The following is a 14,831-nucleotide window of genomic DNA, read 5'->3' as shown; positions in this document are numbered from 1 at the left end:
ATCTCGTGTAAGCCGTTAAATCGCCTTTTGTCCAGGTAAGCGTACAACAGCATTCCATCAACTACTGCTTCACCACCTTCAATGTCCGCTTCTTATCGCCCGACACGAGCGTCAGAATGTACATGCCGGCTGAGAGGCTTAACCGGGGTAACACAAAAGCCGCCAGTCCCGGCGACAGGTACCGGTTTTGCCAGATTACCCGCCCCGCCAGATTGGTCAGGGTGGCATCGAGAGGTGTGTTCACGGCAATCTCCCCCCACTGAACACCCAGTAAGTCGGCATCGCTGAAAGGGTTGGGGTATACGACCAATGAACCGTAGGCATCAGCCAGCACGGAGGCCCGCTCAAAATTCGGGATTCCATACCCCAACTGATCGTCTGGGGCACCATACTGACTCCCCGAACGACGAAGAGCATCGGTTACCTGCGTGGCTGTCAGGGTCGGGTGCGCCTGCCAGAAACCAGCCGCCAACCCGGCCATCAGGGGCGTGGCAAACGACGTGCCATTGCCCAATACAATCTGCCCACCCGGAGTACCGATACTGGTGCCCTGACCCCGGGCTGCCAGATCGGGCTTTACCCGACCATCGGTCGAAGGGCCAAACGAACTGAAAGAAGCCCGCGTGCCCGCCTGTGTAACGGCAGCAACGGCCAGCACCGACGCAGCATCAGACGGGGCCGATAGGTAACGCCAGTTGGCATTCCCCTCATTACCAACCGCCACAACCACGACCATCCCTGTTTCGGTCGCGATCTGAGCTGCCCGTGAAGAAAGAGCCGTTTTACCGTCCATATCCTGATAGGTATAGCTGGTTGCTGGATCTTCGAACTGTGTGTAGCCCAGGGACGAACTAATGACATCAACCCCCACGCTATCGGCATATTCGGCACCAAAAAGCCAGTTTGCCTCCTCTATCTGCTTTTCGCTGCCGGCATCTTCGGTGCGCAACAGCACAAACGAGGCTTTGTAGGCGGTGCCATACAGCTGATTATCAGCCGTAGCGGCAATGGCCGACAGGCAGGATAGCCCGTGGGCATCGTCTTCATACACGCTGGTTTCCTTGCGGACAAAATCGTAGGTGGCCAGTACGCGTTTCTCATCGAAAACAGGTTTTAGAAAACCCACCCTGTCGGCATTCAGAAAACCGGCGTCCAGCACGCCAATGAGCATGCCTTCGCCATGAATACCCTGCTGGTGCATTTTGTCGACGCCAAGCTGCGTGACCTGGGTTTGCGAGTTTCCGTAGTTGAGGGGAGCCACGTCGCCAAACTTGCGGGCACTGGCTAGTGGCTCCATTAACGGGGACTGGCTTTTGGCACTAGTCCGGGCATTGGCCAATGAACGTCCGAATTCAAGCCCTTTCACGATGGGTAGCTTTTGCACTGTGGCTATTGTGGCTTCGGTTGCCTCTATCAGCACGCCATTGAGCCAGCGCGATGTAAACCAGATTTTAGCACCAGCCTGCTGAAGCTGACTGACATAAGCCGGGTTAACGGGCAGGTCACGTTCCAGCAGAGCAATGTTCTGCTTCTGCCGACGCAGGATAGACCGTTGCGACAGGAACCGGTCGGGCTGACTGACGCTAAAAGGGGAGTTCGTTTTGTCTTTCAACAGAACCAGGTATTTGCGGGTTGCCTGCCCAAAACTGCTGAACTGACCCAGCAGCAATAGCAGGAGTGTCAGGAGTGCTTTATTCAACACCATACGTTTGGATTCTATAGACTTGCTTCGTGCCATAATCAATCTGGTTGCGTCCGCTGCAAGCCGGTGTAGCCGTACAGAACTGAATAGCTACGCGTTCTGTATAAATTAGCCCTACTTGCCGGGCATACACATCAATACGTTTTTTTACTGAAATTAGTGTTGAATCCAACTGGTTCAACACGGTAACGGTCTCATCGAATACCTTATCCTGTACGCGGTACGGTTGCCCCGCGTTGCGTATGGTATAATCATCCCGGCCCAGCTGGTTATAGCGGTTACTATCCCAGTTCAACTGATCGGCGACCGGTCCTGTCAACCGAACAAAATCCCTGCCGTTTTCAGTACGAATCGCTTCGTTATTAACCAGACGAACTGCCCATATCGAATCGGCCTGCCAGGGTTGGTTCACCGTGGTTCGTCGGTAGCGGGAGAGCCGGTAAGCCGTTTGCCCGGTCACATCCGTATACGAATCACCAATTCGTTCCTTCAGTTGATACGTTCGGGAAACGGGGGGCGCAGTCAGCGAGAATTGCTGCTCCTCAACAGCGTAAATGATGTAGTGGCCGGTCTTGAGCGGAAAATACCCATCATCCGCTTCGGAATCTATACCCGGAACCTGACAGCCTGAAAGCAGTAATAGACCCTGTAGAACGAACGGTGTCAGGCGGGAAAGTGGAGGCATACGCTACCGGAAAATGGATTTTCTAAGATAAACGGCTGACTGGATAAACCCAAATAGAGTGTGTATTGAGCATGGCTGGCGAAATGCGAAACCGCCACTGGGGTTTATCCAATGGCGGTTTTGCAGGAAAAATATGGTATAAAAGGAGTGACTATACCCCTTCAGCTTCCACTAGTTTTACTTCCGGTACCAGGCGCGTCAACAGATTCTCGATGCCCGCTTTGAGGGTGAGGGTAGAAGAGGGGCAACCGCTGCATGACCCCTGCAACAAGACTTTTACCGTACCGCTGGACTCATCAAACGAATAAAAACTGATAGCTCCCCCGTCCGATTCTACGGCGGGTTTAATGTATTGATCCAGTACCGCCTTTATTTTCTGTACCGTCTCGGAGTCCATATCCAGCTTTGTGGTATTGGTATCCATAGTCTGCTGGGCAAAAACGGGTTTTTGCTCACCAAAATAATCTTTCAGAAATAGTTTTACTTCCAGTAAGACATCGTCCCAGTCGGTTTCGTCGTCTTTGGTAACCGTTACGAAGTTGCCCGAAATGAATACCCGCTGCACAAAGTCGAAGCCAAACAGCGCTACCACCAGTGGCGAGGCTTTTCCTTCTAGGAGGGCATCGCCCGGCGTAGCATAATCGAACGTGAGTCCGGCTGGTACGAGTTCAAAATTTACCACAAATTTCATGGAGTTCGGATTGGGACTTCCCTCCGTGAAAATGGAAATCGGGCGATTGAGGGTTGAATTCATAGCGCGTAATTGTTTTAAGCAATGGTTTGATAAGTAACAACCGGGAGACTTTTTAAGTTTTTGCTCAAAAAAAAACCGTCCGGCTTAGGCCAGGCGGTTTTTTTTGCAAAAGTGCATCAATTACTCTGCTTTCGTTTCCTCGGACGCTGGAGCATCAGAGCCTATGATACTTTTTAGCGCATCAATGGCGCCGGATGTGACCCCTGCTACCACACCGGCAGCAGCTCCAACAGTACCAGCCACTTTTGAAACAACACTATCGTCATCCGCAGCAGTTGCCTCAACGGCTGGCTTCTCTGCGGGAGCAGTTGCCTCAGCGGCTGGCTTTTGTACGGGAGTGGTTACTTTTTTGGTCGATGTGGTCACAACGGGTGATGATGCTTCAACCACCGATGACCCAGTTGGAATAATATCTACGTACGAGCGGCTATCGCGGCCGGGACGGAATTTTACGGTACCGTCAACCAGCGCGAAAATCGTGTAGTCTTTACCAAGACCAACGTTTTTGCCGGGATGATGCTTTGTGCCGCGCTGGCGGATAATAATATTGCCGGCAATAGCCGACTCACCGCCGAATAATTTTACGCCCAGACGTTTGCTGTGCGAATCACGACCGTTTTTGGAACTACCTACACCTTTCTTGTGTGCCATTTTTTTGAAAGTTTTCGGTTTTGGGTTTGAGGTTTTCGGTTAGCTGACGCATAAATCATGACGCGTCAGCTGACCGAAAACCTCAAATCCAAAACTATGAACAGTTAAAGAGTTATGTCTTCGATCAGGACCTTCGTCAGGTATTGACGGTGGCCGTTTTTCTTTTTGTAGCCTTTCCGACGCTTTTTCTTGAAGATGAGTACTTTTTCACCTTTCAGATGCTCGACAATTTTTGCCGATATCGTCGCACCGGCGACGGTTGGAGCTCCGATGGTGATGCTCCCTTCGTTATCAACAAGGAGAACTTTCACCTTGTCGGAGGCAAGTGCAGCGTCCACATCGCCCTCTAACCGGTGGGTATAGATGGAACGACCCTTCTGGATCTTGAATTGCTGCCCTGCGATCTCTACGATTGCGTACATGTGTATTGGTTATATATTGAAAATGAGGGTGCAAAGGTACTGTTTTTACCATAAACCTCAAACCCCGGGTCGGCAAATTTTAGCTCTGCCACTACTTTTTTAGTGTACTCTCAGTTTTTGACCCGGCCGAATGCGGGAGCGGGAGGAAATATGGTTTCGCCGACTCAGGGTGGAAACCGATACGCCGTATTTTTCGGCAATGGTACCCAGCGTTTCGCCGGACCGAACCCGGTGTATGACCGTTCGTTTGAAGCGCGGTTTGGCACTGGATTCTGACGAAGACGAAGAACCACCGCCACGCAGGTAATCCCAAACGGAACCCGTTAGCAGAAAATGGTCGGAGTTGATGGTGTTTTCCGGGAACGAATAAATGTTGAGGGGACTGAATGGGTTACCTTCAAACCGGGTTTCGAAGTGAAGGTGTGGGCCGGAACTTCGGCCCGTGCTGCCGCCCAATCCAAGCTGGTCGCCCGCTTTTACCAACTGCCCGGTTTCAACGGTTTGCTTCGACATGTGGCCGTACAGCGTTTCAAGGCCATTATAATGCCGAACCAGCACGTAACGTCCGTAGCCATTCCCATCCCAGCCTACCACCCGAACAACGCCATCGAAGGCCACATAAATTGGCTCCCCCGTGTTGAGGTCAAGGTCGGCACCCGTGTGCCAGCGACCCCATCGGTACCCAAAGTTAGAGGTCATTTTGCCTTCGTCCAGCGGGGCCGACCAGAAGTGATTGGCGGGCGGATCGTAGAGCTTAATATCAATAGCTTCGTTGAACTGAAGGGGGTCAATGCTATAAGGGTTGATGGTATGCGAATCCCAGACGGCATAATAATCGGCGATTTTGACCCATTCGTTACCAATCAGTGCTGAATCAATGACTTCAACAACACTGGTTTCGCCTAAATCAATTTGACTGGTATCCTCGCTGGCAACGGGATTTAGTTCTTTCTTCGGTTCAAACTGGCTGTTGAATCGTAACTGAGTTGTTTCCTGTTCAAACGGGTCGTCCGCTTTTTGCGGCTGATCAACGACCGGAGCATTGGGTGTTGCTCCATTTTTTGGGGTAATACGCAGGTTATTTTTAAATCGCCCGCGCTCCTGGGCCTGTACCGTTACGGTAAAAAACAGGCACCCAATGGCCATTAGCCATTGTGTAGCGGTTTCTCTCATTTATCGTAAAAAATGAGTTTTCGGTTTATGGTTTACGGCTGGCTGACCGCATCGGCAGACCGGCTAAAACATCCGTCTAGCGTTAGCCAACTGTAATTATAAACCGAAAACTAGTCAGTTAATGGACAACTTCTTCATCCTGCATCTCCAGCGTAACCAAGTACCGTTCGGCATCCAGGGCTGCCATACAGCCAGTTCCGGCCGCCGTGACTGCCTGCCGATAGATGTTATCCTGCGCGTCACCGCAGGCAAAAACGCCGGGCACATTGGTGCGGGTACTTCCCTTCTCCGTCAGTATATACCCGTTGGAGTCCAAGTCAAGGTATTCCGCAAATATATCGGTATTGGGTTTGTGACCAATGGCCACAAAAAAACCTGTCACGTCTAAAACGCGCTCCTCATTCGTTTCCGTATTTTTTACCCGTACACCCGACACATCTTCATCGCCGAGCACTTCTTCCGTGGTTGTATTATAGAGAATTTCAATATTCTGCGCTGTTTTGACCCGGTGCTGCATGAATTTGGAGGCCCGCATCTCGTCGCGCCGAACCAGCATGTAGACCTTGCGGCAAAGATTTGCGAGATAGCTGGCTTCTTCGGCGGCAGTGTCACCCGCGCCCACAATAGCAACATCCTGCCCCCGGAAAAAGAATCCGTCGCAAACCGCACAGGCCGACACTCCCCGACCATTGAGTCGCATTTCGGAGGGGAGTCCGAGCCACTTGGCCGATGCCCCCGTCGAGATAAGAACCGAGTCGGCCGTTAGCTCGTGTTTGTCGTCAACAACAACGCGATGGGGATTTTCCGGTCCCGGAAGGCTGGTGAACTGTACGCTGGTAACCATTCCGTAACGGATATCGGTGCCAAAACGCCGGGCCTGTGCTTCCAGGTCCTGCATCATCTGCGGCCCCTGTACCCCATCGGGGTAGCCCGGAAAATTATCGACTTCGGTGGTAATCGTGAGTTGCCCGCCAGGTTGTGCGCCCTGATATAAAACGGGTTTCATATTAGCCCGGGCAGCGTAGATGGCGGCTGTATAGCCCGCTGGGCCGGACCCTATAATTAAGCACTTTATGTGTTCAGGAGTCATTGCAATGGAAAAGAATTGCCGTAAAAATGAAAAATACCCCCGCCCTAAAAGCGAGGATATCTGGACAACGTACACAAAATTGAAAAAAATCCCGTGTAAGGCAATGGAATTGTCCAAACAAAGGGGTTTACGGTTTATGGTGGCTGACGCCAGAAGAATTATGTTGCGTCAGCCACCATAAACCGTAAACCTCAAACCGTAAACCCGTTCACCTTATCTTCCACTCGATTCGCCGGTTGAGCTGCCGGTTTTCTTCCGTTGTGTTTGGTACCAGCGGGCGGGTTTTGCCGTAGCCAATAGCCCGGATTCGGTCGGTAGCCACACCAGCTTTGGTGAGGTAGGTTACGACGGATTGCGCCCGTTTCTGCGAAAGAACCAGATTGGCGGCTGCCTCTCCCGTATCGTCGGTGTGGCCCGATATGTCGATTTTAACGGTTGGATTAGCCTGCATGAACGCAGCCAGCCGGTCCAGTTCCGTACGCGATTTGTCGGCCAGGGTGTATTGCCCGGATTCAAAGAAGAGGTTGCTCAGGGTTTCGTTGGCCGAAGTGCCATCAACAAACGGTTCCAGCGAAACGCTTAGCGTCATTCCCGTGCCGATAGGCTGCCCTTCTTTGGGTTTCTGCGTGAAATCGAACGACAGGCTTTTGAACAGATACCCCGGCACACTCACATATAAGGCGTATTCGCCACCACTGGGCAAAATGGCAGTGTAGGCACCGGTCTGGGCATCGGCCTGAACACGCGAAATCATCTGATTGGTTTTCAGGTCAATCAACTCAACCGTGGCTGCCAAGGGGGTTTTGGTCTTTGCATCAGCTACTATACCTTTCAAATAACTTACTGGTTTAACCCGCTCGCGCAGGGATTCCGGCAAATCGAACGTATACAGCCGTGATTTTTGCGATACGCCATCTTTCTGCTCTTCGTAGGAGTAATAAGCCCGGCTGCCATTTGGTGACACAAACAGCGATGCCTGATCCTCTGAATTATTGATAGGGTAGCCTAAATTGGTTGGCGCAGACCAGCCAGACTGTTGGCCATTGGCTGGCTCATTGTCCGAAACGAACAGGTCGTATCCACCCAAACCGATATGCCCTTCCGACGCAAAAAATAAACTTTGTCCGTTTGGGTGAATAAACGGTGATGCCTCATTTGAGGGTGTATTAATCGGTGCACCCAGATTAACCGGCTCGCTCCAGGCACCATCGGTGCTTAGTGCGCTCCGCCAGATGTCGCGCCGGCCTTTGCCACCCGGCCGGTCCGAAACAAAGTAGAGTTGACGGCCATCGGCAGACAAGGCCGGCTGTGACTCATAAAAACGGGTGTTGATTGTTGGTCCAAGGTTTTCCGGTTTCGACCAGTCGCTGCCCGTTTTGCTGCTCATGTACAAATCACAACTGCCAAATCCTTTACGCCCCTGACAGGCTGTAAATACCAGGGTACGTCCATCGGCCGAGAGGCTGGCTGTTCCTTCATTTTCCGGGGTATTAATGTTAGGCGACAGGGAAACCGGGGGTGACCAGGTTTCGCCATTGAAGGTGGCCGTCATCAGGTCTTCGTCACCTTCGGGTTTTAGCGCGGTAAAGACCAGCGTCTGCTCATCGGCGGTTAAAACGGGGAAGTACTGCGACGGTGTCGTTTGCAATACCGACGAGATGGGCTTGGGATCGACAGCCTGCGGGTGTTTTACGGCTTCCTCACCAAAGCGGGCGGTTTCAATTTGTCGGGCAATCCGTTTCCCCTGCGACGATTCCGGTGCAAACATCGTCTGGTATGTTGAGAGATAAGGCAGTGCCTCACTGTAGCGACCCAGCCGGAGAAGGGTATTGCTCAATGCCTGATAAGCAGCCCCGGAAGCCGGACTATCGGGTTGTAAGTTGATGGCGTTTCGGTAAGCGGCTAATGCTGGTTCGTAGCGTTTCGTAAACTCATACAACTGACCCAGCTTGAGGTGCGCATCCAAAAACCTGGGGTCTTCTTTCAGCGCCTGTTCCATGTACGGAATCGCATCGGTGGCCCGTCGTTCGCCAAACAGTTTGATAGATTGGGCGTACAACTCCTGCGCCTTACCCGATTGAGCGTGGAGCACGGGGCAGAGGGCTTGGAATAAAATAAATAATAGTGGGATAGAGGCAACGAGTTTGCGGGCCCTGTGCCCTATACCCCCTTTCCCCTGCGCCACACCTACGGAATAGCCAGGAATTTGTGCGTCTGCAACGAGATTTGCCATTGCGGATTATTTTTTACGTAATCAACGATAAAAGGCAGCATTTCATTGGAACGACTCCATTCCGATTGCAAAAAGAGTTTACAATCGGGTCGTAGAAAAGGCACGAATGACTCAGCAAAGGCAAAGTCTGACTGATTATAAATGATAACTTTCAGTTCATCGGCCCGTTTGTAAATCTCAGGATTGGGGGTTTTAAACTTTTTAGGTGAGAAACAAATCCAGTCCCACGACCCCGTAACGGTCTGACATACACCCGATGTTTCGATGTTTGTCTGGAAACCAGCCTGCTGCAAAGCTGCTGTCAGTTTGCTGAGGTCGTGCATAAGGGGTTCGCCACCCGTAATGACCGCCATTCGGCCCGGATACTGTAATGCTTCGCTTACCAGCGAATCGATAGTACGTTTTGGGTGGGCGTCAATATCCCAGGATTCTTTTACGTCACACCAGAAACAGCCCACATCGCAACCCCCGAGCCGGATAAAATAAGCCGCCCGGCCCGTGTGTGCCCCCTCGCCCTGAAGCGTATAAAAAGCCTCCATAACGGGCAGGGTAGTTGTATCGGTCGTTTGTTGTTCCAGAAGCATGGGGCAAAGATACGAACCATTCGCAGGATAAGGATTCTGCCAAGTTGATTTGCCCCAATCCTGACTCGTGATTACCTTTGCGCCATGATTTCCCACTGGGCCACTCATTCTCCCCTCCGACATTGTCGCCCTTCGTGCGATTGCTGAAGCCCATGCGTCGAATGCTTTCTGTTTTTCGCGTACTTTTGCCCCTAATTTGCCAAATTTCGATCAGGTCAGGATGCAATGAATACATCCTATGCCATACATCATATAACTACCAATGTCTTCAGTATTACGTATTGCCCTGCAGAAGTCCGGTCGACTGAGCGAAGATTCGTACCAGCTTTTTAAAGAGTGTGGTATCCGCTTCGACTACGGAACCGGCAAACTCAAATCTGTATCCTCTAATTTCCCCGCCGAATTTCTATTCCTGCGCGACGACGACATTCCCGGGTACGTGGAAGACGGCGTGGCGGATCTGGGTATCGTTGGCGAGAACGTTGCGGTAGAAACGGGGCGACCCGTGCAGACGATCCATAAACTCGGCTTCTCCAAATGTCGCCTGTCCATTGCTATTCCGCGTGGCAACGAGTGGACAGGGGTTGAAAGCCTGAACGGAAAAAATATTGCCACATCCTACCCGAATCTGCTGGGTAATTACCTGGCCGGACGGGGTGTGCAGGCCAACATTCACGAGATTAGTGGCTCGGTGGAGATTGCCCCCAGTATCGGGCTGGCCGAGGCAGTGTGTGATATTGTTAGTTCAGGTAGTACCCTGATGAGCAATGGGTTGCAGGAAGTTGAAACGATATTTCGTTCTGAAGCCATCCTTATTTCTCCCCCGGAACTCGCCCCCGATAAGCAGGCATTGGTGGATAAACTGCTGTTCCGGATCAAATCGGTACAGGTTGCCAAGAACAACAAATACATCGTACTGAATGCCCCCAACCATGCCCTGGATAAGATTGTGGCTTTGTTGCCCGGCATGAAAAGCCCCACCGTAACGCCACTGGCTACCGAAGGCTGGAGTTCGGTCTATTCGGTATTGAACGAGAACGAGTTTTGGGAAAACATCGAAGCCATCCGGGCCGCTGGTGCGGAAGGTATTCTGGTAATCCCCATTGAAAAAATGATCTACTAAATTAATTATAAATGATGAATTATGAACGGGCTGACGCATTGGCGATTGACCTGGACAGCCATTTATCATTCATCATCGCACCGGCGACCCGGTCATCGTTCATGAACATCATCCCATTTCCCGACCGTGCCGAGTGGCCTGCCTTGCTGGCCCGGCCTGTGCAATCGACACAGCAAATTGAAGCGGCCGTAGTGCCCATCCTGGCGCAGGTACGTGCCGGGGGCGATGCCGCACTGGTCGAGTTGGCTAAAAAGTTCGATCACCTTGACTTAACTGCCAGTCAGTTGGTTGTTGGCGATGATGAACTGGATAACGCCGAAGCGAAGCTCAGTCCTGAACTGAAAGCCGCTATCCGGCAGGCCTATCAAAACATCCGGCTTTTTCACGAACGTCAGAAACAGCCAGTTGAAAAAATTGAAACCATGCCGGGCGTTACCTGCTGGCGCAAAAGCGTGGGTATCGAAAAAGTAGGTCTGTACATTCCGGGTGGTACGGCTCCGCTGTTTAGTACGGTGCTGATGCTGGGTATTCCGGCGCAGCTGGCTGGCTGTCGGGAGGTAATCTTGTGTACGCCCAGTAACCATCCCGCCATCTATTTTGCCGCCCGCCTGGTGGGCGTAACGAAGGTTTTTCGCATCGGGGGTGCTCAGGCCATAGCCGCCATGGCCTACGGAACAGAGTCGGTGCCACAGGTATACAAACTATTTGGGCCGGGGAACCAGTACGTTACCGCGGCTAAAATGCTGGTAGCCAAAGAGGGTATGGCCATCGATATGCCCGCCGGCCCCAGCGAGGTAGCCGTGTATGCAGATGACTCGGCAATTCCCGCTTTCGTAGCCGCCGATTTACTCTCGCAGGCAGAACACGGTGCCGACAGTCAGGTATTACTGGTTTCGACCAGCAAGAAGCTGCTCAACTGTGTCAATCTGACGCTGTCCAGTCAGCTGGGCCGATTACCCCGGTCATCTATGGCAGCAAAAGCACTCGGAAACAGTAAGATGATACTCGTTGACAGTCAGCAGGATGCCATTGAGCTGCTGAATGCCTACGCGGCCGAACACCTTATTCTGAGTGTTGAAGACGCCGAATCGGTATCGGATAAAATCATCAATGCCGGATCTATTTTTCTGGGTAACTACACCCCCGAATCAGCCGGTGACTACGCATCGGGAACCAACCATACCCTGCCGACAAACGGATTTGCCAGAGCGTATAGTGGCGTGTCACTCGACAGTTTCGTTAAGAAAATTACCGTGCAGCATATCACCCCCGAAGGGATACGGCAACTTGGACCCGTGGTTGAAGCGATGGCCGAAGCCGAATCGCTCGAGGCACACAAGCGGGCTGTCAGTCTGCGGCTGGCAAGTTTAAACTAGACAAATCCAGTCTGAAAAAAATCTACCGTTCTTTTTTGTACGTGTCAGAAAACGAATGGGAAGCGCTTATCGGCTGGAAGCGGTTATCAGTAAATCGTGACCTTTTGTATTTAACTCCCAGTCTTTATTTGCTTCATTCCACTGAAACAATAGATCCTGCTCGCAGTCCTTACCAAAATCATCAATGACGGAGAATTTGACAGAAAAATGATGAAGTTGATTATCCTTGTTGTCGGGAAGTTTCCCGAATGCATCCACTAACTCATCAAGGCTTATCTGTAGGTTTATGAGGGATTGGGTGTTCATCTTCATAACTGTTCCGGTTTAAGGTGTACAATTTAGTCAACCTGCAAACGTCTGAGTAGTTCAAAGTTTGATAGTATAAGCTCATGAAACACCTCGCCGACCTGCTTCTTTTGGGCGATCCTCGCCTGTACCAACCCTGCAAACCGGTGCTGGAATCGGAGTTGCCACTGGTGCCGGGCTGGGTGACCGATCTGCATAATGTGATGGAGGAGATCCGGGCGAAGTACCAGTTCGGGCGGGGGATTGCCGCTCCCCAGCTTGGGATCATGAAACGGCTCATCTACCTGAATGTCGACAGCCCCAGGGTCATCATCAATCCCGAACTAGTGTCGGTGAGTGACGAAACGGATGAACTCTGGGACGATTGCATGAGTTTTCCGAACCTGCTGGTACGTGTTCGCCGACATTGCCACCTGACGCTGACCTACCGGGATGAACACTGGCAACCGCAAAACTGGATTATCACGGACTGGAATCTATCCGAACTGATTCAGCATGAATACGATCACCTGAACGGGGTACTTTGCACGATGCGGGCTGTTGACGAACGAGCGTTTCGGTGGCGACCAACGCCGGAAGCAGGGCAGCGGGAATAGGATCGTGCCTATCTTGATAAATTGGGGGTTGAGAAAAATGTCCGTATCTTTAAGGAAATGATTCCACGTATGACAATTATAGCGGTTGCCGACCGGATGGGGGGGGCAGAGGTATTAGGGCGTTCTGTTCGTACGGAAGCGGACATGATGCAACTCATCGAGCAGGGGATTCCGAAGGCCACGATTCGTTACCTGGCCGAATCGCTGGGTATTGAGCCGAAAGAACTAATGCAGTATTTGCCCGTTACCCCCCGAAACCTGCAACGGTATGAAGACAGCGACCGGCTCAGCGACACTGTGTCAGACCATATCGTTGCTTTAGCCGAACTGTTTGAGCATGGCGAAGACGCACTGGGCAAAGCCTATTTTCGCGACTGGTTGCGCGGGTCAATCGTGGCACTAGGAAATCGACGGCCCGTTGATTTCCTAAAAACGCATAAAGGTATTGGCATCATCGACCGGGAGTTAGGGCGGATTGAACACGGAATTTTTGCTTGATGGAGCTTTACCGGGTTACCCGTCAGAAATACCAAAATGACCTATCGGGCAACGGAGCGGCTATCAATGGAGGGCGATGGAACGAACTGGGATACCCGGCCCTGTATGCCGCTGGTAGTCGGTCGCTGGCTATTCTGGAAACATTGGTTCATCTACGTCAGCCACAGCCCCCAACAGACTATCGGGCGGTTGTACTGTACGTGCCCGATACCCTGCCTGCCGTGCTGATGACGGAACGGCAGTTGCCCGACGACTGGAAACAAAATGAAATTTGCACCCAGCAAACAGGTAGCCAATGGTTGCTTGCCAAAGCATCGCTACTGTTACGCATACCATCCGTTATCGTTCGCTCAGAGTATAATTACCTCCTGAACCCGGCCCACGAACTATTTACAGAAATAAAAGTCATCGACGTAGAACCTATCGAATTTGATACCCGGTTTTTTCAGAAATTACACGAATGAATTATTTTAATCTTCAAACCATCCTTCGGCCCCACATTCAGTCACTAACGCCTTACTCGTCTGCCCGCGATGAGTACACGGGTAAGGAAGGTGTGTTTCTGGACGCAAACGAGAACCCTCTCGGGTCAACTACCGAAGCGGACGCCTATAATCGTTATCCCGACCCGCATCAGTGGGCCATAAAAGAAAAACTGGCCCCAATAAAGGGCGTTCAACCCGAGCAGATTTTTCTGGGCAATGGCTCCGATGAACCCATCGACTTGCTCGTTCGGGCTACCTGCAAACCGGGTTCCGATAACATCCTGATCATGCCACCCACCTATGGTATGTACGAAGTATCGGCAGCTGTGAACGATGTGCCCATTGTTAAGGTGCCGCTTACGGCTGATTTTCAGGTAGATACGGATGCTGTGCTGGCTGCTATTACCGAACACACCAAACTAATATGGTTATGTTCCCCAAACAATCCATCGGGGAATCTGCTTCAGGCCGGTGCGATCCAGACGATTCTGGAAGCAGCTACGCAGTCGCTGGTTATTGTGGACGAAGCTTACATCGATTTTGCCGACACACTTTCCTGGACGGGAAAACTGGCCGATTATCCGAATCTGGTTGTGCTGCAAACTTTCTCTAAAGCATGGGGACTGGCGGGTCTGCGACTGGGCATGTGTTTTGCGTCGGTGGAGTTAATTCAGGTGCTCAATAAAATAAAGCCACCCTACAACATTTCGGCACCCACCCAGGCACTGGCGCTAGAAGCCCTCGACCACGAAGTGGAGAAGAATGACATGGTCCGTCAGATTCTGGCCGAACGGCAATATCTGGCCGAAAACTTACGGACACTACCCGGCGTTCAGGTCGTTCACCCGTCCGATGCCAATTTTCTGCTCGTTCAGTTTGGAACGGGTGGGAGTAATATAGAGCCCGATGCAAAGATCGTTTTCGAGCACCTGATTGACCAGCAGGTCATTGTCCGTGACCGGTCGAAGGTGACCTTGTGTGCGGGGTGTCTGCGTATTTCGGTAGGAACCCGCGTCGAGAATGAACGACTGCTGACGGTGCTCAGGCACATGAACAACGCACCGGTAACAACTGATTTGCCACTTGGAACGGGCGGAGAAGCTACCAAGCCCGAACTGGTTTCCAACGCCTGATTTTTCCAGAATGTGGCGTT

The 14,831-nt window shown here is 51.8% G+C and carries 15 protein-coding genes and 1 pseudogene; 6 read left to right on the top strand and 10 right to left on the bottom strand.

The genetic code is table 11. The annotated features are described in order from the left end of the window. Positions 1 to 61: 61 nt before the first annotated feature. The 9 genes and pseudogenes from B156_RS0128010 to B156_RS0127970 all read right to left on the bottom strand — a co-directional run bounded on the left by B156_RS0128010 (position 62) and on the right by B156_RS0127970 (position 9,294). Complete coding sequence (locus B156_RS0128010; RefSeq protein ID WP_026261114.1) at positions 62 to 1,738, bottom strand: S8 family peptidase; 1,677 nt, start codon at positions 1,736 to 1,738, stop codon at positions 62 to 64. Continuing rightward, positions 1,692 to 2,387: a hypothetical protein gene (locus tag B156_RS0128005; protein WP_018623126.1), complete on the bottom strand. Its 696-nt coding sequence runs from the start codon at positions 2,385 to 2,387 to the stop codon at positions 1,692 to 1,694. Before B156_RS0128005 ends, B156_RS0128010 begins: the two co-directional genes overlap by 47 nt. Before the next feature lie 151 nt (positions 2,388 to 2,538). After that, entirely contained in the window at positions 2,539 to 3,141 is a 603-nt protein-coding gene (locus B156_RS0128000) for a NifU family protein (protein ID WP_018623125.1), read from the bottom strand. Positions 3,142 to 3,516: 375 nt separating this feature from the next. After that, positions 3,517 to 3,792 (bottom strand): annotated as a pseudogene (gene rpmA, locus B156_RS30145) (50S ribosomal protein L27); the annotation flags it as partial. Positions 3,793 to 3,896: 104 nt separating this feature from the next. Further along, positions 3,897 to 4,214 (bottom strand): 50S ribosomal protein L21, encoded by a 318-nt coding sequence (gene rplU, locus B156_RS0127990; protein WP_018623123.1) that lies wholly within the window; start codon positions 4,212 to 4,214, stop codon positions 3,897 to 3,899. A 99-nt stretch (positions 4,215 to 4,313) separates the two neighbouring features. After that, on the bottom strand, positions 4,314 to 5,387 hold the full coding sequence (locus B156_RS0127985; RefSeq protein WP_026261113.1) for a peptidoglycan DD-metalloendopeptidase family protein: 1,074 nt from the start codon (positions 5,385 to 5,387) through the stop codon (positions 4,314 to 4,316). 118 nt (positions 5,388 to 5,505) lie between these two features. Further along, entirely contained in the window at positions 5,506 to 6,477 is a 972-nt protein-coding gene (gene trxB, locus B156_RS0127980; RefSeq protein ID WP_026261112.1) for a thioredoxin-disulfide reductase, read from the bottom strand. A gap of 208 nt (positions 6,478 to 6,685) precedes the next feature. Next, on the bottom strand, positions 6,686 to 8,710 hold the full coding sequence (locus B156_RS0127975) for an OmpA family protein (protein WP_018623120.1): 2,025 nt from the start codon (positions 8,708 to 8,710) through the stop codon (positions 6,686 to 6,688). Continuing rightward, the gene (locus tag B156_RS0127970) at positions 8,665 to 9,294 is read right to left on the bottom strand and encodes a 7-carboxy-7-deazaguanine synthase QueE (RefSeq protein ID WP_018623119.1); all 630 of its coding nucleotides are present in this window, start codon (positions 9,292 to 9,294) and stop codon (positions 8,665 to 8,667) included. Before B156_RS0127970 ends, B156_RS0127975 begins: the two co-directional genes overlap by 46 nt. Before the next feature lie 262 nt (positions 9,295 to 9,556). On the opposite strand from B156_RS0127970, the gene hisG reads away from it, so the two are divergent. Together hisG and hisD are read left to right on the top strand one after the other, a co-directional pair. Continuing rightward, positions 9,557 to 10,417 (top strand): ATP phosphoribosyltransferase, encoded by an 861-nt coding sequence (gene hisG / locus B156_RS0127965; protein ID WP_018623118.1) that lies wholly within the window; start codon positions 9,557 to 9,559, stop codon positions 10,415 to 10,417. 101 nt (positions 10,418 to 10,518) lie between these two features. Then, a complete protein-coding gene (hisD, locus tag B156_RS0127960; protein WP_026261111.1) occupies positions 10,519 to 11,793 on the top strand; it encodes a histidinol dehydrogenase in 1,275 nt (424 codons plus the stop codon). 66 nt (positions 11,794 to 11,859) lie between these two features. Here hisD and B156_RS0127955 read toward each other — a convergent pair whose 3' ends face one another. After that, the gene (locus tag B156_RS0127955; protein WP_018623116.1) at positions 11,860 to 12,105 is read right to left on the bottom strand and encodes a hypothetical protein; all 246 of its coding nucleotides are present in this window, start codon (positions 12,103 to 12,105) and stop codon (positions 11,860 to 11,862) included. 77 nt (positions 12,106 to 12,182) lie between these two features. On the opposite strand from B156_RS0127955, the gene B156_RS0127950 reads away from it, so the two are divergent. The 4 genes from B156_RS0127950 (at position 12,183) to hisC (ending at position 14,811) form a co-directional block, all read left to right on the top strand. Further along, positions 12,183 to 12,695: a peptide deformylase gene (locus B156_RS0127950; protein ID WP_018623115.1), complete on the top strand. Its 513-nt coding sequence runs from the start codon at positions 12,183 to 12,185 to the stop codon at positions 12,693 to 12,695. 69 nt (positions 12,696 to 12,764) lie between these two features. Beyond that, positions 12,765 to 13,193 carry a type II RES/Xre toxin-antitoxin system antitoxin gene (gene parS / locus B156_RS0127945; RefSeq protein WP_018623114.1) on the top strand — a complete coding sequence of 143 codons (429 nt, stop codon included), beginning with the start codon at positions 12,765 to 12,767 and terminating at the stop codon, positions 13,191 to 13,193. Beyond that, positions 13,193 to 13,657, top strand: coding sequence for an RES family NAD+ phosphorylase (locus B156_RS0127940; protein ID WP_018623113.1), 465 nt, complete (start codon positions 13,193 to 13,195; stop codon positions 13,655 to 13,657). The genes parS and B156_RS0127940 overlap by 1 nt, the downstream gene beginning before the upstream one ends. After that, positions 13,654 to 14,811 (top strand): histidinol-phosphate transaminase, encoded by a 1,158-nt coding sequence (gene hisC, locus B156_RS0127935; protein ID WP_018623112.1) that lies wholly within the window; start codon positions 13,654 to 13,656, stop codon positions 14,809 to 14,811. The genes B156_RS0127940 and hisC overlap by 4 nt, the downstream gene beginning before the upstream one ends. Positions 14,812 to 14,831: the final 20 nt, after the last annotated feature.

It is taken from the genome of Spirosoma luteum DSM 19990, assembly GCF_000374065.1.
Taxonomy (GTDB): domain Bacteria; phylum Bacteroidota; class Bacteroidia; order Cytophagales; family Spirosomataceae; genus Spirosoma; species Spirosoma luteum.
This window is presented reverse-complemented; position numbering and strand designations above follow the sequence as displayed.

Bases quoted from the DNA above. Each gene is read 5' to 3' on its own strand.
- B156_RS0127970 (WP_018623119.1), bottom strand. From the start codon at position 9,294: ATGCTTCTGGAACAACAAACGACCGATACAACTACCCTGCCCGTTATG.
- rplU (WP_018623123.1), bottom strand. From the start codon at position 4,214: ATGTACGCAATCGTAGAGATCGCAGGGCAGCAATTCAAGATCCAGAAG.
- B156_RS0128005 (WP_018623126.1), bottom strand. From the start codon at position 2,387: ATGCCTCCACTTTCCCGCCTGACACCGTTCGTTCTACAGGGTCTATTA.
- B156_RS0128010 (WP_026261114.1), bottom strand. From the start codon at position 1,738: ATGGCACGAAGCAAGTCTATAGAATCCAAACGTATGGTGTTGAATAAA.
- hisC (WP_018623112.1), top strand. From the start codon at position 13,654: ATGAATTATTTTAATCTTCAAACCATCCTTCGGCCCCACATTCAGTCA.
- B156_RS0127985 (WP_026261113.1), bottom strand. From the start codon at position 5,387: ATGAGAGAAACCGCTACACAATGGCTAATGGCCATTGGGTGCCTGTTT.
- parS (WP_018623114.1), top strand. From the start codon at position 12,765: ATGACAATTATAGCGGTTGCCGACCGGATGGGGGGGGCAGAGGTATTA.
- B156_RS0127950 (WP_018623115.1), top strand. From the start codon at position 12,183: ATGAAACACCTCGCCGACCTGCTTCTTTTGGGCGATCCTCGCCTGTAC.
- hisD (WP_026261111.1), top strand. From the start codon at position 10,519: ATGAACATCATCCCATTTCCCGACCGTGCCGAGTGGCCTGCCTTGCTG.
- trxB (WP_026261112.1), bottom strand. From the start codon at position 6,477: ATGACTCCTGAACACATAAAGTGCTTAATTATAGGGTCCGGCCCAGCG.
- B156_RS0127955 (WP_018623116.1), bottom strand. From the start codon at position 12,105: ATGAAGATGAACACCCAATCCCTCATAAACCTACAGATAAGCCTTGAT.
- B156_RS0127975 (WP_018623120.1), bottom strand. From the start codon at position 8,710: ATGGCAAATCTCGTTGCAGACGCACAAATTCCTGGCTATTCCGTAGGT.
- B156_RS0128000 (WP_018623125.1), bottom strand. From the start codon at position 3,141: ATGAATTCAACCCTCAATCGCCCGATTTCCATTTTCACGGAGGGAAGT.
- B156_RS0127940 (WP_018623113.1), top strand. From the start codon at position 13,193: ATGGAGCTTTACCGGGTTACCCGTCAGAAATACCAAAATGACCTATCG.
- hisG (WP_018623118.1), top strand. From the start codon at position 9,557: ATGTCTTCAGTATTACGTATTGCCCTGCAGAAGTCCGGTCGACTGAGC.